This window comes from Chlorobaculum sp. 24CR (genome assembly GCF_004118635.1).
In the GTDB taxonomy this organism is placed as follows: Bacteria; Bacteroidota; Chlorobiia; order Chlorobiales; family Chlorobiaceae; genus Chlorobaculum.
Genome location: NZ_SDGU01000005.1, coordinates 88,224 through 106,024, shown reverse-complemented (window position 1 = coordinate 106,024; position 17,801 = coordinate 88,224). Strand labels below are relative to the sequence as shown.

Here is a 17,801-nt window from a genome sequence, read left to right as displayed (position 1 = left end):
CTTCCAGTGCTGGACGTGCTTTCGTGCTACCGCTGTCATCACTAAAAAAAGCATCACGCGCACTCAAATCTCCAGTTGTCGATCAGCCGGGTCGAGCCGATGCGCACGGCCATGACGAGGCGGCAGGCTTTGCCGGGCGCGGCTTGCGTGAGCGGCTCGAAGGTGGCGTCATCGACGAAGCTGAGATAGTCCGGCTCGGCGTCCGGCTCGGAGCGCACCAGCGCTTCGGCTTCCGAGGCGATGGCGTCGAGGTCGGCGCGGCCCTGTTCGATCTGCTCGGCGGCGTACCGGATGGCGCGGTAGAGCACCGCCGCCTGCTGGCGCTCGTCCGAGGAGAGGAAGATGTTGCGCGAGCTGGTGGCCAGTCCGTCGCTTTCGCGGGCGACAGGAGCGCCGAGAATCGTGACGGCGATATTCAGGTCGGCTACCACCCGCCGGATGACCGTGAGCTGCTGGGCGTCCTTTTCGCCGAAGATGGCGAGGTGCGGGCGCGTGATGCCGAGCAGCTTGACCACCACCGTGGCCACGCCGCTGAAGTGGCCGGGGCGCGAAGCGCCCTCGAAGCGCGTCGCTATCGGGCCGGGATCGATCATCGTCGCGTATCCCTCCGGGTAGATCGCCTCCGCCGACGGCGCGAAGAGGTAGTCAACGCCCGCCGACCGGGCGAGCGCCGCGTCCTGCTCGAAAGGCCTCGGATAGCGGTGGAAATCCTCCTCCGGGCCGAACTGCGTCGGGTTGACGAAGATGGTCATGATGACCGTTCCGGCATGGGCCTTTGCGAGTTTCACCAGACTCAGGTGCCCCTCGTGCAGAGCGCCCATCGTCATGACGACGCCGATGTACTGGTGCTGGAGGCGCAGCTTTTCGGCGATCTTCTGCATTTCGGCGGGGTCAGTGATGATCTGCATGTTCCTGTCTCTTTTTTGAACGTTTGTCTGCCGGATGGACGACTACGACGAACTCGCCCCGCTGCTTCTGGCCGGTGAAGTGGGCCGCCAGCTCGTCGGGCGCGCCGGTGACGTACTCTTCGTGCATCTTGGTGATTTCACGCGCGGCGAACACCTGCGCGTCGGAGAAATATTCCTTTACCTCCTCCATCAGCCTGCCGATCCGGTGCGGCGATTCGTACAGCACGACGGTGCTGTCGAGCGAGGCGAGGAATTCGAGGCGGCTTTTGCGCCCCTTTTTGTGCGGCAGGAACCCGGCGAAGAAGAAGCTGCTCGACGGCAGCGGGCAAACCGAGAGCGCCGCCGTCAGGGCGCTCGCGCCCGGCACCGGCACCACCGGCAAGCCCGCCGAGTGCGCGGCGCTCGCCATCGTGTAGCCGGGATCGCTGATGGCGGGCGTGCCCGCGTCGGTCACGAGCGCCACGTCCTCGCCCGCTTCGAGCAGCTCGATCACCTGCCGGACGGCGCGCTCTTCGTTGAAGCTGTGGTAGCTCACCAGCCGCTTGCCCTCGATGCCGAAGTGCTTGAGCAGAATCGAGGTGCGCCGGGTATCCTCGCAGGCAATCGCGCCCGCGTCGCGCAGCGTTTTGACCGCGCGGAAAGTCATGTCGTCGAGGTTGCCGAGCGGGGTGGCCACCACGGAGAGCGCGCCTTTATGTTCGTCGCGGGAATGTGTCAAGGGTTGCACCAGATTATCGTCGGTGGCCTTTATTCGGGAAGCTTGTATATTGTCTCCGGCATTATAGTAAAAAATATGAGAAACAGATTGATGCAAGCCCATGCAGCGTGAACAGATACTGTCGGTCAGCGGCCTGAAGGTGCATTTTCCGGTCAGGAGCGCCGGACTTTCCGGCGGCAGGCAGGTGGCCAAAGCGGTCAACGGCGTGTCGTTCGAGGTGTTCCGGGGCGAAACGCTCGGCCTGGTCGGCGAGTCGGGCTGCGGCAAGACCACGCTTGGCAGGGCGATCATCCGGCTCGTGCAGCCCTCGAAAGGGGGCAAAATCGTTTTTCGTGGCCGCGACATCACCGACCTTGGCAACCGGGAGTTCAGGCCGCTGCGCACGGAGATGCAGATGATTTTCCAGGATCCCTTTGGCTCGCTCAACCCGCGCCTGACCATCGGGCAGACGCTCGGCGAGGTGCTCAAGGTGCACGGCATCACCAAAGGCGCGTCGGCCACCGCCAGGAAAATCGACCAGCTCCTCGACACGGTGGGCCTCAACCGCGACTACGCCAGCCGCTATCCGCACGAGTTCTCCGGCGGCCAGCGCCAGCGCGTCGGCATCGCCAGGGCGCTGGCCGTGAACCCGTCGTTCATCATCTGCGACGAACCGGTCTCGGCGCTCGACGTCTCGATCCAGTCGCAGATCATCAATTTGCTCAAGGATTTGCAGCGCGAGCTGGGGCTGACCTATCTTTTTATCGCGCACGACCTCTCGGTGGTCGAGTACATCTCGGATCGCGTTGCGGTGATGTACCTCGGCAAGATCGTCGAAATCGCCGAAGCCGAAGCGCTCTACGCCAATCCGAAGCACCCCTACACCCAGGCGCTGCTCTCGGCCATTCCGATGCCGGAGCTTGGCGGCAAGCGCGAGCGCATCGTGCTGAATGGCGATCTTCCGGGGCCGCTCTCGATTCCGGAGGGGTGCAACTTCCACCCCCGCTGCCCCTTCGCCAAAGAGGAGTGCCGGAAGCGCGAGCCGGAGCTGCTGCCGCTCGAGGATGACCTGTCGCACAAGGTGAGCTGCATTCTTTATCAGTGAATTCATTGAACACAATATGGCCGATACGAACAGAAAAAAAGGCGGATGTTTCCGCGCCGGATGCCTGACGGCGGTTGTCGCCGTGCTGCTGCTCGCCGGATTGGGGTGGCTCGCGCATCACTGGGGCAACCGGCTTCCGGGCAGCTTTGTGCTCCGGGTGCCGGTGAACGGCGTTATCGACGAGCGTACCTCGGCTGCGACTTCGTTTCCGTTCGCCGGAGGAGGCCAGCAACTTTCGCTCGAAGAGCTGCTGAGTATGCTCGACCGGGCCAGAACCGACAAGCGCGTCGAGTCGGTGCTGCTCGAAATCGACGCTCTCAGCGCTCCGGCGGCGAAGGTTCAGGAGCTTGAACGCTCCATAGCCCTGCTGCGGAAATCGGGCAAAAAGGTGACCGCTTTGCTGAACACGCCCGAAGACAAAGATTACCGGCTCGCCGCCGCCTGCGATTCAGTCATCGTCCGGAATGGGTCGTGGATGACGCTCGACGGTCTGAAGGCCGAGATGTTCTTTTTTGCCGATCCGCTCAAAAAGCTCGGCGTGAGTTTCCAGGCGGCGCAGTGGAAAAAGTACAAGAGCGCCGTCGAGTCCTTTACCCGGAGTTCGCCAAGCCCGGAGAGCCTCGAAGAGACCAATGCGCTGCTCGACGACGCCTGGGCCGATTATCTCGATTCCGTGTCGCGGCAGCGAAAAATCGGCAAGGAGGCTTTCAGGAATGTGATCGATTCGCTCGCCGTGCTGACGCCTGAAAAAGCGCTCGCGCTGCGACTGATCGACCGGGTGGCCACCGAGCGCGAGCTTGAAAAGGAGTACGAAGAGCGGCTCGGCAAGCCCGTCGGAGAGCTGTTCGTGGGCGGACGGGAGTATCTCGATGCGACTGGCGGCATGAGGCCGCAGGGCGGCGGCGACCGGATCGCCGTGGTCGCCATCACCGGCATGATCGTCAGCGACGGCGCGAAGGGCATGGGCGACGGCGAAGGAACCGACGTCTCCACCGTGAAGCAGGCGCTCCAGACCGCGCTCGACGACCCGAAGGTCAAGGCTATCGTGCTGCGCATCGACAGCCCCGGCGGCGATGCGCTTGCAGCCTCGACGATGCTCGAACTGCTCGACGAGGCGAAAGCGAGGAAGCCGATCGTGGCCTCGATGTCCGGCGTGGCGGCTTCGGGCGGCTACATGGTGGCGCTCGCGGGTAGCAAAATCTACGCCGAGCCGATGACCGTGACCGGCTCGATTGGCGTCTTTTCGCTCAAGCCGGACTTCGGCGGTCTGCTCGAAAAAACCGGCATCCACCGCGAAGTGCTGACGCGCGGACGTTTCGCCGACGCCTACACGCCCTTCAAGGCGTTTGACGACGCCTCGTTCCGCAAGTTCGTCGAGACCACCGGCGTGATTTATGACGATTTCATCGGCAAGGTGTCGCGCAGTCGCCACATGACTCCCGCCGAGGTCGATGCCGTGGCCGGAGGCCGGGTGTGGACAGGCAAGCGTGCGCTCGAAGTGGGCCTCATCGACCGCATCGGCGGCCTCGACGAGGCCGTGCAGGAGGCCCAAAAACTCGCGAAGATGGGCGCCAAAGTCAAGCCGGAGCTGCTCTACCTGCCCGCCCGCAAAACCTGGCTCGAATATCTGCTCGCGGGCGACGCATCGCAACTGACCTCGGCGCTGACCGCCGGAGCGCTCCGGCAATCGCTCGGCGAGCTGCAATCGCTCGGCGAGCTGCAACCGCTCGCCAACCTGCCCGGCACAAAAACCGCCCGCTACCTCCTCCGCGCCGAAGAGCCTCAAGTGCTGGCGCTCGACCCGGTCGAAGTGGAGATTAAATGATAATGGATAATGTAGAGGCGGCTCTTGTGGCCGCCCTGCGGAATGGCGCACAGCTCCGCAAAATCTTTTTCTGACAGATCGGTCCAACCAGTCCGATCCGTCTGATTCCCTCCCCCTCAAAAACTCCAGAACTCGCGGTCGAGGCTTCGGTACTGGATGCCTTGCACGAGGTGCTTCATTTCGATATGCTCCGCGCCGTCGAGGTCGGCGATGGTGCGGCTTACTTTTAAAATGCGGTCGTGCGCTCTGGCTGAGAGGTTCAGGCGGTTCATGGCGTCCATCAGCTTTTCGGCGCTCTGCTGGTCGAGCTTGCAGAACTTGCGGATCAGCTTCGAGTTCATCTGCGCGTTGGTAAAAATGCGCGGCGACGCCAGCGCGGCGAAGCGCTCGTGCTGCACGGCCCGGGCCGCGATCACCCGCTTGCGGATAGCGCTGGAGCTTTCGGCCAGATTGTTCGAGAACAGCTCGATGTTTTCGACCTTCGGCACGTCGATGTGGATGTCGATGCGGTCGAGCAGCGGGCCGGAGATTTTGGAGAGGTAGCGCCGGATCTGCTCCGGCGAGGCGGTCGGTAGGCCGTCGCGATCCTTGAGCGGCCCGGCGGGGCTGGGGTTCATCGCGGCCACAAGCATGAAGCCCGCCGGGTAGCGCGTCGTCAGCGCCGCGCGCGAGACGGTCACTTCGCGGTCTTCGAGCGGCTGGCGCAGCACTTCGAGCGCGCTGCGCGTGAACTCCGGCAGCTCGTCGAGAAAGAGCACACCGTTGTGCGCCAGGCTCACCTCGCCCGGTTTGGCCTGCGCTCCGCCGCCGATCAGGGCGACGTTGCTGCTCGTATGGTGCGGGTTGCGGAAGGGGCGCGTGATCATGAGCGGACGATTGCGTTCGAGCAGGCTTGAGACCGAGTAAATCTTGGTCGTTTCGAGCGACTCCTCAAAGCCGAGCGGCGGCAGAATGCCCGGAATCGCCTTGGCCAGCAGCGTTTTGCCGCTGCCGGGCGGGCCGATCATGAGCAGGTTGTGCCCGCCTGCCGCCGAGATTTCGATCGCTTTTTTGGCGGCGAGCTGCCCCTTGATTTCGGCGAAATCGACCGGGTACTCCGGCTCGCAGTCGAACAGCTCCGCAACGTTCACGCTCACCGGTTCGGGCGTGATGGAGCCGTTGAGCAGCCCGGCGGCCTCGACGAGCGTTTCGACGCCGAACACCTGCGTCGCCGCGCCGGTCGCCGAAATGGCCACCGCCGCCTCCGCCGCGTTCATCTTCGGCACGATCATCCAGCGGATATTCTCCTTCGCGGCCATCACGGCCATCGGCAGCGTACCGCTGATGCGCCGCACCGAGCCGTCGAGCGCCAACTCGCCGAGCACGATGGTCTCCTCGAACTGCCCCTTGATCTCGCCAAGCGAGCCGAGCAGCCCGACGGCGATGCCAAGATCGAACGACGTGCCCTCTTTTTTGACGTCCGCAGGCGCAAGGTTGACCGTTATTTTCTTCGACGGTAACTCGAAGCCAGAGTTACGGATAGCCGTCAGAATCCGCTCCCGGCTCTCCTTGATCGCGCTGTCCGGCAATCCGACCACCGTGAAGGCGGGCAAGCCGCCGGAAACATTAGTTTCAATCTCGACCTTCAGGGCATCGATGCCCAGCAGCGCAGCCGCGCAGAGTTTGGTAAGCATATATGAGACAATGAGTAGGGGTTGATTCACTGCCAGCGCCGGTCACAAAGGGTAAGGGGATAACCGCCGCTCTTGCCTGATTATACGGAAAAATACGGTGAATTCCGCTTTGCGAGCCTCCTGTATCAGGATCGATACCGCACACGGATAATGAACATGATTTTCTTCGGCAAAATCTGTCGTTCATAACTGTAGGGACGGCTCTTGTGGCCGTCCTCTTACGAAAGAGCAACGACGGTTATTCAATGGTATTAAACGAAGTAAAATGGCGATAAACTGACACATGTTCATGGAAAGATACTGGTATTGGGTCGATACGGAGCAGGTGTCAATGATTTTGGTGGTGGGATGACTGCTGGATTAATAAGTGGTTGTTAATCCATTTAAGTTGTTTATAAATTAAATGGCTGATTTGCGATTATGATTTTGAGGTTGTCTTATGCAGAAAGAGCCTTTCTTCATTTCCTGAAATAGGCAGATCAGTCTAAATATTGTAAGGTTTTATGGACATCTCCGACCTTCTATCAATTGGTGCTGTTGTTGCGGCAGTGAATTCCGTTTTTGGTTACTGGGCAAAGTCACGTATTGAAGGTTCCATCAAGCACGAGTATGACAAAAAGCTTGAAGAGGTCAAGTCAGAATGGAAACGTACTGACATCCTATATTCGGAGCGACTTGCCGCCTTCAAATTGATCCAAAAGCGTCTGGTTTCTCTTCAGCGATATTGCAATGCTCACGTGAGTGCAGAACAAGGAGGTGAGTTTTCTCCTCGTCCAGATCAGCTTGATGCAAACGACAACAAGTCCATAAACAGCCACTGGAACGAAATCGAAACGTTATTGGATGAAAACCTGATCTTTCTCTCCGAGACGTCCCGCGCAGTCTTTGAACGCTTGTGCTATCAACTATCTCTGGGCTCGAACATGGAACTTTGGCTTGCGTCTGATGATCCTGCACCTGAAGTGCTTGCATCGAAAAGTGAGGGCTATATGGCTGTCATAAATCGAATCACTGAATCTATCAATGCTCTATTCAAAGACTTGGGGTTTTCGAGTCAGACATAATCTTTCAGTCAGTCTGATCGCCCAAGAGTTGAGTTTGTGGGCGATCCAGCGGCCAGTTCCCCCCCCTCCCACCTTTCCGCCAACCTGTCTTGGCCAACCCACCGAGCTGGCCGGACAGCTTGACGCTCGGTTCAGCTATACGTAATCGCCGCCTCCGCTATTGTGCCTGTTGCGCAGTTCGGCGAGCATCTGCTTTTCGGGCATCTCTTTCGCCCAGTCGGGCCGGAGCTGATAGTGGGGCTGGTCAACGATGGTTTTCCAGTTTCCTCCCCATTCGAGTCCCAAGTCCACTCCCAACGTGCCGACGGCCTTGTGATTTGGGCGAGTCCGGCAGATATTTGTTTCCCTCGAATACGCCAATGTCGAAGGCGATGCCGAAGTTGTGGTTGGAGTATCCGGATTGCTCAATGCTTGCCCGGCAAGGCTCTTTTCACCCCGTCGTCCGCAATCCTCCCGATATGGCGTTCACCGTGAGCAGCAGTTCGGGGAGCAGCGAATCGGCCAGCTCTTCGTCGCCGCTGGCTTTGGCGGCTCGCCAGCTTTTGAGCAGGTCGATTTGCAAGCGGTGCAGTTTGCCGAGGCCCTCCTGGCGGGTTTCGATGAAGCGGTAAACGTTGAAGTGCTTCTCCCTGAGCGGGCCGCCGTAGATCAGCTCGATCAGGCGCATCGTGCGGAGGTATTCGGCCTGGATCATGCCGAGCAGGTTTTCGCGGATGGCTCGATCCTCCACCAGCGCGGCGTATTGCTCCATGATCCACGGATCGACCGACAATATGCTGGTGGCGATGTTGTTTATAATATAGTGGAACGGCGCCCAGGAGAAGTCGCTTTTGCGCATCACCTCGAAGGTTTCGGGATCGGTGGCGCGAAGCTCTTCGAGCGCCGTGCCTGCGCCGTACCATCCGGAGATGCCGAAGCGGGCCTGGTTCCAGCTGAAGACCCACGGAATGGCGCGGAGGTCTTCGAGGCTTTGCCGCCCGGTGCGACGGGCGGGGCGCGAGCCGATGCGGCTCGATTCGATGATGTCGATCGGCGTGGCCTGGCGGAAGAAGTCGATCAGCCCGTCGGCTTCGATGAGCTGCCGGTAGGCTTTGTTGCTGCTGTGGGCGAGCGTGTCCATCACCTTTTCGAGCGGGTGCGGGCGGTAGCCCTCCTTGCGGTGGTCGAGCCGCGCTTCGGCGACTCCTGCCAGGAAGAGTTCGAGATTATACGCCGCGCTGATGCGGTTGGCGTACTTTTGCGAAATGGTTTCGCCCTGCTCGGTGACGCGGAGTCCGGCGTCGAGTGAGCCGTGCGGCTGCGCCCGGATGAAGCGGTGGGTCGGCCCGGCCCCGCGGCTGATGCTGCCGCCTCGTCCGTGGAAGAAGAGCACATCGACGCCGTGCTTGCGGCCCGCTTCGATCAGCCGCTCCTCGGAGCGGTAGAGGCTCCAGAGGCTGGTGACGATGCCGCCGTCTTTGTTGCTGTCGCTGTAGCCGACCATCACCTGCTGCACCGGCTTCTTTCGTCCGTGCAGCTCCTGTTGCAAGGCGATGCTGCGACGGGTGACCGGGTGCGCGAGGAAGCGGTCGAGGATGTCGTGGCTGCGTTCGAGGTCGTCGATGGTCTCGAAGAGCGGCACCACCGGAATCGGGCAGGCGTCGCCGTCGCCGTGCGGCGTCATGAGGCCGACCTCGCGGGCGAAGAGATAAACGACCAGCAGGTCGGAGAGGTTGCGCGTCATGCTGACGATCAGCGAGCCGATGCCGTCGGGGCCGAACTGCCGGTAGTGGTCGAAGAGTACCCGGTAGCAGGCAAGCACGGTTTCGGCCTCCGGGCCGGTGTGCATGTCGGGGTGGGTGAAGGGGCGAGGCGAGAGCAGTTCCCGGTCGAGGAACGCGAGACGCACCTCTTCGCTCCATTCGGGAAAGCCCTTGCCGTCGAGGCCCGCCGCCGTCATGAGCTGCGAAAGGGCCAGGTCGTGGAAGCGGCTGTTCTGGCGGATGTCGAGCCGTCCGAGGTGAAAGCCGAAGGTCTGCACGATGCGATAGACCGGCGCGACGTCGCCAAGCGCGATGTTCCGCGCGTCGATGGCCGTGAGCGAACTCATCATCAGCTCCAGGTCGGCGAGCAGCTCGGCGTGGCGGTGGTAACAGTAGCGCCCGGATTCCGTTGTTCCGTCGAGCGGCGTCGCCCTCTCGTCGGGAAGAGCCTCGATCATGAGATTGACGAACTGCCGCCACGGCTCGTGCAGGTTCCGCTCGAAGGCCGTCAACCCGTCATCGCCGAGTTTGTGGCGCATCGTCTCCATGCGTTCCTCCATAGCTCCGGAGGGGGACTGGAAGCGGCCCGATAGGCTGAGCATGGAGGCGAGCCATTCGAGCTGGCTGCGAACGAGCACAATGGCATGGCGGCGCATCTCCCGGAGCGTCTCTCGCGTGGTTTCGGCGGTGACGAGCGGATGGCCGTCGCGGTCGCCGCCGACCCAGCTTCCGAAGCTCAGGCGCGGCAGGTTGCGCGGATCGGCGGTGATTGCCGGGTCGAATCCCGCCACGGCCCACGCCTTTTCGAGGCGGCTGTCGAGAATGGGCAGAATGTCGGGAAAGATGGTGTGCAGGTAGTGCAGCACGTTCTGCCGCTCGGTGCTCACTTCGGGTTTTTCGAACAGGATTTCGCCGGTGCGCCAGAGCCGTTCGAGCACCACCTTGATGTCGGCGCGGATTTTGTCGCGCTCGGCGGGCGTCCACATGCGGTTCTCGCGCTTGACGAGCAACAGGTACAGCTCGCGGTGCTGTTCGAGCACGGTGCGGCGCTTGGCTTCGGTCGGATGCGCCGTGAGGGTTGGCTCGACCTCGATTTCGGGAAGCTCGGCGGCGATCTCGGCTTCGGTGACGCCGAGGTTTTTCAGGTGGCGCAACGCCTCGCCCCAGAGGCCGCTGAGTGACTCGACCCCCTCGGTCGATTCGAGGCGGCGGCGGTATTGCGACGCGGAGTTTTCCTCGGCCATGTTGAGGAGCTGGAACACGATCGACCAGGCCTGGATGGCGCGTTCGGCCTGGCTGAACTCCCTGATCGGCGCGTTGCTCTCGCCGCCGATGTGTTGGGCGAGCGCCTCCTGGCCGAGACTGTTCAGCACCTCGATGAAGCAGTCGAGCAGGTAACGGAAATCGAGTGCGGCTTTGTCGAAATCGACGACGCTGGTCGTTGAGGTGATCATGGTACGGGGGATCCTGGTTGGTCAATGGCGAAGACTGCCATGAAACTTACGTATCGCGCGGCTGCAAGCAAAATGCCAAATTCACGACGGGCGGGATGCTCGATAATGTTTGACGCTTTTTAGGTTTAAATGTTTGTCCTCTTTGTCAATAATGTTTATCTTTCTCAATAAATCTTGAAAGCGGCTAACACCTAATCCATTACCTGTCATGGACAAAAAGTCAAACGGTAAGCTTATTGCTTTGGCAATAATCGGGGCTGTCTTAATGGGAACCTTGTTTTTTGCTGTTTCTTTCCTGACCGGCTATATTCCGGCGCCGAATTCTATTCCTGCTCTGGTTCCGCTGAAGTCATTCATGGGATGGTTCCTCCTCATTTTCTGCGCTTCTCTCATTATCATGGGTCTTGGCAAGATGTCCGGAGCCATCAGCGACAAGTGGTTCCTGAGCTTCCCACTGAGCATTTTCGTGATCGTCATGGTGATGTTCTTCAGCCTCAGGTTTTACTGGGAGGGAGGACGTACCACTACGTTGGACGGAAAGTCCATCCGCAGCGTCGAGCAACTCAGCGAATTCCTCAACAAGCCGGCTGCAACGAGCGATCTCCCTCCGGTTCCGGCTGATTTCGATTTCGCCGCAGCCGAGAAGCTGACCGATGCAAAGTGCAACAAGTGCCATACCCTTGGTTCTGTCGCTGACGCTTTTCGCACCAAGTTCAAGAAAACTGGTCAGGTCAGGCTTATCGTCAAGAGAATGCAGGAGTTCCCTGGTTCTGGCATAACCGCGGAAGAAATCAATACCATCGGAACCTGGCTTCAGGAGAAGTACTGATTCCCTGCGGAATTCAGAACAGAGGTTTCATCTCAGCAGCGCCCCGGATTTCCGGGGCGTTCTGCATTGGTGGGGGTTACTCTTCGCTTTTGCTGTAGCTTACGGTGACCGTTTCGGTGATGCCGCCCCTGGCGTTCCAGTCGGTTTTGACGGTCATCCTCTTTGGCTGGCAGGCTTCGACCAGGTCGTCGAGAATCCTGTTGGTGATATTTTCGTAGAAGATTCCGGCGTTGCGGAATTCGAGGAAGTAGTATTTGAGTGACTTCAACTCGATGCAGCTTTTGTCGGGTACGTAGTTGATCGTGATCGTGCCGAAGTCCGGCAGGCCGGTTTTGGGGCAGACCGAGGTGAATTCGGGGTTGACGATCTCGATGGTGTAGTCCCTGCCGGGCCAGGTGTTGTCGAAAACTTCGATGATCTCTTTGTTCATGGGTTTTGCGGTGTGGGTTGAAGTGGTTCGCGATAGCGCTGCAAAATAGAAAACGGAAGTGACTTTCATGACAGGGCGACTCTAAAAAGTGTCTTGAGCGGTTCGAGTGAGTCCCGACAGTTGCCGGGAGAACGCGGCAATCGGGGTGTCCGGCAAGTTTTTAGCTTCGTCTCAATCTTTGCAATTTTGAGTACAATCCATGCCTTTTGAAAGATATACCGTGCCGGTGATGGGTCGCCTGGATGCGGCTATCGACGATGAACTGGCCCGCCTGCGAGCGGAGCTTGTCGCCGAGTACGATCTGCGGGAGGTCTCGCACCGCTTCGGCCAGAGCGATTTTACCTTTCTCTCCGTGCTCGACAGTTACGCACTCCTTGATCGCATTGATCCTGCAGCGTTCGTGAAGGATGAACAGATGCCCTACTGGGCGGAAATCTGGCCCGCTGCCGTGACGCTCTCCCGCCAGATCGTACAGACCGGGGAGCTGGCGGGAAAGTCGGTGCTCGAACTCGGAGCCGGGGTCGGCATGGCGAGCATCGCCGCCGCCAAAACCGGCGCGCGTGTGCTCTGCACCGATTACTCGACCGAGGCGCTGAAGTTCGTCGCCTTCAACGCGCTGAAAAATCGCGTGCAGCTCGATACCTGCCGCCTCGACTGGCGTCTGGTCAAGGGGGACGAGAAGTTCGATGCCGTCATTGCTGCCGACGTGCTCTACGAGCGGCTCAATCTGCTGCCCATCGTTACGGCCATCAACGCCCTGCTGGCTCCGGGCGGCTCGGCGTACATCGCCGATCCGAGGCGGCGGCTTGCCGATCAGTTTCTCGAACTGGTGCACGAGAATGGATTCGAAGTCGCAGAGACGCGCATGTTCGACGCCGATGGCGACCAGACCGTGGCCGTGACGATTTACAAACTGCAACGGGCGAAGGTATGAACACTGAAGTTTCAGGGCAGCCAGAAGCCGGAAAGCAGTGGTCGTGGAGCGGCGGCAACGGCGCTCTTGTCTGGCAACTGATGTTCGGCAACGATACGGTGATGGGCATCAAGCGCTTTCCGGAGCAGCGCAAGGCCTCGCTCTTTTGCCTCGAAGCGTCCACGGGCCGCGTGCTGTGCGACGATTTCGTGCTGACTCACAAGAGTGGCGAAGACGAGGTTCTGGTTGGAGACGGCTGGATGATCGGACTCGAAACGGTTCACGGTGGCCTGCTTTTCTGTCACACCTACCAGCCGGGCAGCCCGGAGCATCAGGGCATCTGGGCGGTTGATCTGGCTGCGGGCCGCGTCGCGTGGAGCCGTCCCGATCTGGTCTTCACCGCAAATCTCGGCGATGCGTTACTCACGTATCGGTCACTCGTCTTCGCGGGTTTTCCGGAGCGGGACTACTGGCTCGTCGATCCTGAGACCGGGCGCGAACTCGAACACTTCGGCACGGCGCACGAGCGCCCCAACCAGCTCCGCGACGCGGCGCAAAGCGAAGAGGCGTGGCAGGGCATTCTGCTTCCCGATGCCGCGCTCGACGAGGCAGGCCACGTCGAGCGCATCGCCCTCGGCGCGACGAGCGTCACCGTGCGCCATCGGATGAAGAGCGGCGCGGAGGGTGTTCCCGGCTGGGTCGCTACGCTGAGCGTCCGCGCAGGTGATCGCCTTGTCCATGAGGCCGTGATGGCCGCCGGGGAACCGATGCCGGTTTTCAACGGTTTTCTGATGAAGGACAAACGATTGTATTACATCAAAGAGCGAGAGGTGCTCGTCAGCCTCGAAGTTTCATGAAGAGAAGCAGTTCCAGTCAATCCGCACAAAAGAGTTCCGCCGATTGCCGGTGGCTCGACGAGTTTCTCGCGCATCTCCAATCGGCTCGCAACGTTTCCCCCAAAACGGTGACGGCTTACTCCACCGACCTTATCCAGTTTTTCGGGTTTCTGAAACAGGAGAGTGGGCTCGAAGCAATGTCCGCCGTCGATCCGGAGCTGGTCGAAGTCCCCGATGTCAGGCGTTTCATGGGCCACCTCTTCGACAGCGGCATCAAGCCTCGTTCGATCGCGCGCAAGCTCGCCTCGATCAAAAGCTTTTACCGATATCTGCTCGACACCGGCAGAATCGAGCGCTCGCCGCTTTCACTGGTCATGACGCCGAGGCTCGACCGGAAAATGCCCGACTTTCTGAGCGAAGACGAGGCTTCGAGGCTTTTTGACCAGCCTCCGCCGTCATCTCAACAGAGTGTCGGCAGAGAAGAGGGACAGAAGGGTGAAGCGCGGAAGTTCGAGTTCGCCAGAGACCGCGCGGTGCTTGAAGTGCTCTATGGCTGCGGCCTGCGCCTGTCGGAGGTGACCGGCCTGGAAAACGCCGATGTCGATTTTGTGCACGGCTTTCTGAAAGTTACCGGAAAGGGGCGCAAACAGCGGATCGTGCCACTCGGAGAACCCGCCGCCGTGGCGCTCAGAAATTATTTTGAAGTCCGGCGAAACTTCTTTAGAATATCAGAAGAGGGGGTCGGCGAGGCTTCAAGAGTCTTCGTTACGGCAAAAGGCAGACAGATATATCCCATGCTTGTGCAGAGAATGACAAAGCGTTATCTCTCAGCGGTCACCGAATCGGAAAGGAAAAATCCCCACATGCTCCGGCACACTTTTGCGACACACATGCTCAACGGCGGCGCGGACTTGAAAAGCGTCAGCGAAATGCTGGGCCACAGCAGCCTGACGACCACGGAGCTTTACACCCATGTGACATTCAACAGGCTGAAGGAGGCGTACGCCAAAGCGCATCCGAGAGCCTGATTTTTTGGTAATGACCGGCATGTGCCCGCCAGACAGGCATGAGCGATGTCGGCCCCGTTCTTTCAAGGTATTTCAACTCTTTCAAGGGAGGCAGGTATGACAAACTCAGTTACCAGTGATGCGGTTTCCGTCAAGGTCACTCTTCGTCATTCCAACAATCACGGCGGCATAGAAGAGTACGCGCGTGATGCGGCTTCGGGGCTTTCGAAGTTCTATTCGGGTGCGCTCAACTGTCATGTCATTCTCGATCACCAGAAAAACGATCACGAGCAGAACAAGATGGCCGAAATCACCGTTCATGTGCCACAGCACGATTTCGTGGCCAGAGAGTCGGCTCCGACCTACGAACAGGCAATTGACAGTTGTCTCGATGTGCTGGAGAGACAGCTCAAAAAACTCAAGGACAAGCAACGCAATATCTGAAATAAGTCGTCGTAACAGGGTCAGCATGCTGGCCCTGTTATGGTATGAGGCTTCCCGAAAACCATGATCTGCCGAGCATGAATTTTGATCAGAAAGGCCTGAGGAAGCGATCGGTCACGGTCGCCTATTTTTTTGAGAACATTCAGAAGCGGTTCGATATCAAGTTTCGGCCTCTCAACGAGGTCGATGCGCAGAAACGGCGCATTCCCGAACGCGATCTTCATCGACCCGGCCTGGCTATCGCGGGCTTTACCAAACTGTTCACCTACAAGCGGCTTCAGATTCTCGGCAACACCGAAACCCGATATCTGAACCATCTTTCCGCTGAAGAGCGCAGCAAGGCCTTCGCTATTTTCGTCAGCTTCAGGATTCCGTGCATTATTCTGACCAGCAACAACAAGCTCGAACCGGAACTGATCGACATGGCCACCAGCGCCGGGATTCCGGTGTATGTCACCCGCTGCTCCTCGACCAAGACCATCTACTCGATCACCGATTTTCTTGACGAAGAGTTCTCGCTTTACCAGCAGTTTCACGGTTCGATGGTCGATGTCTATGGGGTCGGCGTGCTTTTGACCGGCAAGAGCGGCCTCGGCAAGTCGGAAGTGGCGCTCGACCTGATCGAACGGGGCCACGGACTGGTGGCTGACGACGTCGTGGTGGTCAAGCGCAAGGGGGAGACCAAGACGCTGGTCGCCCAGCGCAACAACATCATCGACCACTTCATGGAGATTCGCGGACTTGGCGTGGTCGATGTGCGGGCCAACTTCGGCATCCGGGCAATTCGCGATTCCAAAGAGGTGCAGGTGGTGGTCGAGCTGCTCGAATGGAGCCGGGAGGCCGAATACGAACGGCTTGGCCTCGACCAGAAGTTGGTGAAGATGCTTGGCGTCGAACTGCCGCTCGTGCAGCTTCCGATCTTTCCCGGCAAGAATATCACGGTCATTATCGAAGTGGTGGCTTTGAACTTCCTCCTGAAGCGTTACGCCGGGTATGTGCCCGCCGAGGCGCTGACCGACAGGATCCGCAACGTTATCAACAAGGATCGCGCCGACGCGCCCGCTCCGACAACCATTTCCGAAGAGTATGATGATGAAATCGAATAAGCGCCGCTTCCGGTTCGCGCCGCTCCTCCTCCTCCTCCTGCTTGCGTCGGCAACGCTCCTGACGGCCTGCTCGAAGTCCGGTGGCAAGGCGGGCGCGCTTTCGGGCGCAGCCAGGGACAGTACGCTGGTCATCGGAATGCTCGGCGACGCCGATTACCTCAACCCGGTCATCGGGGCGTCGCTCACGTCGAGCGAGATCACCGGCCTGATCTATCCGGGACTCCTGCAGGGCGAGTTCGATACCAAGACCGGCCTGTTGAATTATCTCGCGCTTGAAAAGAGGCTGCGTCCCTCGTCGGGAAATTCCGACGAAAAGTCGCCGAAAGCCGCGCTGGCTCGAACCTGGACAATGTCGCCCGACCATCGTTCCATCACCTACATTCTGAGGAGTGACGCGAAGTGGGCCGACGGCCAGCCGATCACCTCGCGCGACTTCAAGTTCGCCTACCGGCTTTACGGCAATCCGGTGATCGCCAGCCCGCGCCAGCAGTTCCTCTCCGAGCTGGTCGGCGCGGACAAGGGTGTCGTCGATTTCGACAAAGCCATCGAAACGCCCGACGACACCACGCTGATTTTCCATTTCTACAAACCGGTGCCGGAGCATCTGGCGCTCTTCCACACTTCGCTGACGCCCTTGCCGGAGCATCTCTGGAAAAACGTCAAGCCGCAGGAGTTCCGCGAGTCGAAGCTCAACCAGCAGCCGGTGGGCGCGGGGCCGTACCGCCTCGCGGCCTGGAACAAGCAGCAGTCGCTCGTGCTCTCGTCGAGCGCCTCCTGCAACCTGCCCAAGCCGGGCAACATCAAGCGCATCATCTACCGCATCATTCCCGACTACACCGTCCGGCTCGCGCAGCTCCAGACGGGTGACGTTGATGTGGTCGAAAACGTCAAGCCGGAGGATTTCGCTGCCGTGCAGAAAGCCAATCCGAATGTCGATATCAAGACCATCGGTCTGCGGGTTTACGATTATGTGGGGTGGCAGAATATCGACGGCGAGTACTACAACAGCACCGGCAAGGCGCGCCCGCATCCGCTCTTTGGCGATCCCGCCGTGCGCCGCGCGCTGACGCTGGCCATCGACCGGCAGTCGATCATCGACGGCTATCTCGGCGACTACGGCGTCATCGCCAAAACCGATATTTCGCCCTCGCTGAAGTGGGCCTACGACGACTCGATCAAGCCCTACGGCTTCGATCAGGCGCAGGCCGTCAAGCTGCTCGAACAGGCGGGATGGCTTCCGGGGCCTGACGGCATCCGGCAGAAGAGCGGCAAGCGCTTCAGCTTCTCGCTCTACACGAACGCCGGAAACGCCCGCAGGAACTACGCCTGCGTCATCATCCAGCAGAACCTGCGCCAGATCGGCATCGACTGCAAGATCGAAATTCAGGAGTCGAACGTCTTTTTCCAGAACCTTCAGGAGCGCAAGCTCGGCGCGTGGATGGCGGGCTGGGCGATCGGTCTCGAAATCGATCCGCTCGACGTGTGGGGTTCCGATCTGAAAAAGAGCCGCTTCAACTTCCCTGGCTTCATCAATCCGAGGATCGACCAGCTCTGCGAGCTTGCCAAGAACAAGATGCGCACCGAGGAGGCCCGCCCCTACTGGATCGAGTACCAGAAAATTCTGCACGAAGAGCAGCCGATCACCTTCCTGTACTGGATTCGCGAGACGCAGGGTTTCAGCAAGCGCATCCAGGGGGCGAAGCTCAATATCTCCGGAACCTACTACAACATCGACGACTGGACGCTGAAACCGTCAATCGCGCCGTAA

Annotated in this window: 16 protein-coding genes; 10 read left to right on the top strand and 6 right to left on the bottom strand. The window is 59.9% G+C overall.

Going from position 1 to position 17,801, the window contains the following annotated elements:
* Nucleotides 1-53: 53 nt before the first annotated feature.
* Both panC and rsmI read right to left on the bottom strand, forming a co-directional pair.
* Nucleotides 54-908 carry a pantoate--beta-alanine ligase gene (gene panC, locus EST62_RS00925; protein ID WP_129050238.1) on the bottom strand — a complete coding sequence of 285 codons (855 nt, stop codon included), beginning with the start codon at nucleotides 906-908 and terminating at the stop codon, nucleotides 54-56.
* Nucleotides 892-1,626, bottom strand: coding sequence for a 16S rRNA (cytidine(1402)-2'-O)-methyltransferase (gene rsmI, locus EST62_RS00920; RefSeq protein WP_129050237.1), 735 nt, complete (start codon nucleotides 1,624-1,626; stop codon nucleotides 892-894). The genes panC and rsmI overlap by 17 nt, the downstream gene beginning before the upstream one ends.
* Before the next feature lie 100 nt (nucleotides 1,627-1,726).
* On the opposite strand from rsmI, the gene EST62_RS00915 reads away from it, so the two are divergent.
* Together EST62_RS00915 and sppA are read left to right on the top strand one after the other, a co-directional pair.
* Nucleotides 1,727-2,710 (top strand): ABC transporter ATP-binding protein, encoded by a 984-nt coding sequence (locus tag EST62_RS00915; RefSeq protein ID WP_129050236.1) that lies wholly within the window; start codon nucleotides 1,727-1,729, stop codon nucleotides 2,708-2,710.
* A 16-nt stretch (nucleotides 2,711-2,726) separates the two neighbouring features.
* Nucleotides 2,727-4,535: a signal peptide peptidase SppA gene (sppA, locus tag EST62_RS00910; RefSeq protein ID WP_129050235.1), complete on the top strand. Its 1,809-nt coding sequence runs from the start codon at nucleotides 2,727-2,729 to the stop codon at nucleotides 4,533-4,535.
* A gap of 116 nt (nucleotides 4,536-4,651) precedes the next feature.
* On the opposite strand, the gene EST62_RS00905 is transcribed toward sppA, so the two are convergent.
* Entirely contained in the window at nucleotides 4,652-6,208 is a 1,557-nt protein-coding gene (locus EST62_RS00905) for a YifB family Mg chelatase-like AAA ATPase (RefSeq protein WP_129050234.1), read from the bottom strand.
* A gap of 503 nt (nucleotides 6,209-6,711) precedes the next feature.
* Between EST62_RS00905 and EST62_RS00900 the strand changes: the two genes are divergently transcribed.
* Nucleotides 6,712-7,272 (top strand): hypothetical protein, encoded by a 561-nt coding sequence (locus tag EST62_RS00900; RefSeq protein ID WP_129050233.1) that lies wholly within the window; start codon nucleotides 6,712-6,714, stop codon nucleotides 7,270-7,272.
* Between the two features lie 135 nt (nucleotides 7,273-7,407).
* Here EST62_RS00900 and EST62_RS13615 read toward each other — a convergent pair whose 3' ends face one another.
* Nucleotides 7,408-7,563: a M15 family metallopeptidase gene (locus EST62_RS13615; protein ID WP_245153381.1), complete on the bottom strand. Its 156-nt coding sequence runs from the start codon at nucleotides 7,561-7,563 to the stop codon at nucleotides 7,408-7,410.
* A gap of 139 nt (nucleotides 7,564-7,702) precedes the next feature.
* The gene (locus EST62_RS00890; protein ID WP_129050232.1) at nucleotides 7,703-10,468 is read right to left on the bottom strand and encodes a phosphoenolpyruvate carboxylase; all 2,766 of its coding nucleotides are present in this window, start codon (nucleotides 10,466-10,468) and stop codon (nucleotides 7,703-7,705) included.
* A gap of 208 nt (nucleotides 10,469-10,676) precedes the next feature.
* On the opposite strand from EST62_RS00890, the gene EST62_RS00885 reads away from it, so the two are divergent.
* Nucleotides 10,677-11,297, top strand: coding sequence for a photosystem P840 reaction-center cytochrome c-551 (locus EST62_RS00885; RefSeq protein WP_129050231.1), 621 nt, complete (start codon nucleotides 10,677-10,679; stop codon nucleotides 11,295-11,297).
* Nucleotides 11,298-11,373: 76 nt separating this feature from the next.
* Here EST62_RS00885 and queF read toward each other — a convergent pair whose 3' ends face one another.
* Nucleotides 11,374-11,727, bottom strand: coding sequence for a preQ(1) synthase (gene queF, locus EST62_RS00880; protein WP_129050230.1), 354 nt, complete (start codon nucleotides 11,725-11,727; stop codon nucleotides 11,374-11,376).
* Between the two features lie 199 nt (nucleotides 11,728-11,926).
* On the opposite strand from queF, the gene EST62_RS00875 reads away from it, so the two are divergent.
* From EST62_RS00875 to EST62_RS00850, 6 genes are all read left to right on the top strand, one after another.
* On the top strand, nucleotides 11,927-12,661 hold the full coding sequence (locus tag EST62_RS00875) for a methyltransferase (protein ID WP_129050229.1): 735 nt from the start codon (nucleotides 11,927-11,929) through the stop codon (nucleotides 12,659-12,661).
* Nucleotides 12,658-13,497: a DUF4905 domain-containing protein gene (locus EST62_RS00870; RefSeq protein ID WP_129050228.1), complete on the top strand. Its 840-nt coding sequence runs from the start codon at nucleotides 12,658-12,660 to the stop codon at nucleotides 13,495-13,497. Before EST62_RS00875 ends, EST62_RS00870 begins: the two co-directional genes overlap by 4 nt.
* Nucleotides 13,494-14,504, top strand: a complete 1,011-nt coding sequence (locus tag EST62_RS00865; protein WP_129050227.1) for a tyrosine-type recombinase/integrase — start codon at nucleotides 13,494-13,496, stop codon at nucleotides 14,502-14,504. The genes EST62_RS00870 and EST62_RS00865 overlap by 4 nt, the downstream gene beginning before the upstream one ends.
* Nucleotides 14,505-14,600: 96 nt before the next feature.
* Nucleotides 14,601-14,927 carry a ribosome hibernation-promoting factor, HPF/YfiA family gene (gene hpf / locus EST62_RS00860; protein ID WP_129050226.1) on the top strand — a complete coding sequence of 109 codons (327 nt, stop codon included), beginning with the start codon at nucleotides 14,601-14,603 and terminating at the stop codon, nucleotides 14,925-14,927.
* A gap of 77 nt (nucleotides 14,928-15,004) precedes the next feature.
* Nucleotides 15,005-16,033 carry an HPr(Ser) kinase/phosphatase gene (hprK, locus tag EST62_RS00855; RefSeq protein WP_129050225.1) on the top strand — a complete coding sequence of 343 codons (1,029 nt, stop codon included), beginning with the start codon at nucleotides 15,005-15,007 and terminating at the stop codon, nucleotides 16,031-16,033.
* Nucleotides 16,017-17,801 carry a peptide-binding protein gene (locus tag EST62_RS00850; RefSeq protein ID WP_371414663.1) on the top strand — a complete coding sequence of 595 codons (1,785 nt, stop codon included), beginning with the start codon at nucleotides 16,017-16,019 and terminating at the stop codon, nucleotides 17,799-17,801. The genes hprK and EST62_RS00850 overlap by 17 nt, the downstream gene beginning before the upstream one ends.

Bases quoted from the DNA above. Each gene is read 5' to 3' on its own strand.
- panC (WP_129050238.1), bottom strand. From the start codon at position 908: ATGCAGATCATCACTGACCCCGCCGAAATGCAGAAGATCGCCGAAAAG.
- EST62_RS00915 (WP_129050236.1), top strand. From the start codon at position 1,727: ATGCAGCGTGAACAGATACTGTCGGTCAGCGGCCTGAAGGTGCATTTT.
- sppA (WP_129050235.1), top strand. From the start codon at position 2,727: ATGGCCGATACGAACAGAAAAAAAGGCGGATGTTTCCGCGCCGGATGC.
- EST62_RS00905 (WP_129050234.1), bottom strand. From the start codon at position 6,208: ATGCTTACCAAACTCTGCGCGGCTGCGCTGCTGGGCATCGATGCCCTG.
- EST62_RS00900 (WP_129050233.1), top strand. From the start codon at position 6,712: ATGGACATCTCCGACCTTCTATCAATTGGTGCTGTTGTTGCGGCAGTG.
- EST62_RS00890 (WP_129050232.1), bottom strand. From the start codon at position 10,468: ATGATCACCTCAACGACCAGCGTCGTCGATTTCGACAAAGCCGCACTC.
- EST62_RS00885 (WP_129050231.1), top strand. From the start codon at position 10,677: ATGGACAAAAAGTCAAACGGTAAGCTTATTGCTTTGGCAATAATCGGG.
- queF (WP_129050230.1), bottom strand. From the start codon at position 11,727: ATGAACAAAGAGATCATCGAAGTTTTCGACAACACCTGGCCCGGCAGG.
- EST62_RS00875 (WP_129050229.1), top strand. From the start codon at position 11,927: ATGCCTTTTGAAAGATATACCGTGCCGGTGATGGGTCGCCTGGATGCG.
- EST62_RS00870 (WP_129050228.1), top strand. From the start codon at position 12,658: ATGAACACTGAAGTTTCAGGGCAGCCAGAAGCCGGAAAGCAGTGGTCG.
- EST62_RS00865 (WP_129050227.1), top strand. From the start codon at position 13,494: ATGAAGAGAAGCAGTTCCAGTCAATCCGCACAAAAGAGTTCCGCCGAT.
- hpf (WP_129050226.1), top strand. From the start codon at position 14,601: ATGACAAACTCAGTTACCAGTGATGCGGTTTCCGTCAAGGTCACTCTT.
- hprK (WP_129050225.1), top strand. From the start codon at position 15,005: ATGAATTTTGATCAGAAAGGCCTGAGGAAGCGATCGGTCACGGTCGCC.
- EST62_RS00850 (WP_371414663.1), top strand. From the start codon at position 16,017: ATGATGAAATCGAATAAGCGCCGCTTCCGGTTCGCGCCGCTCCTCCTC.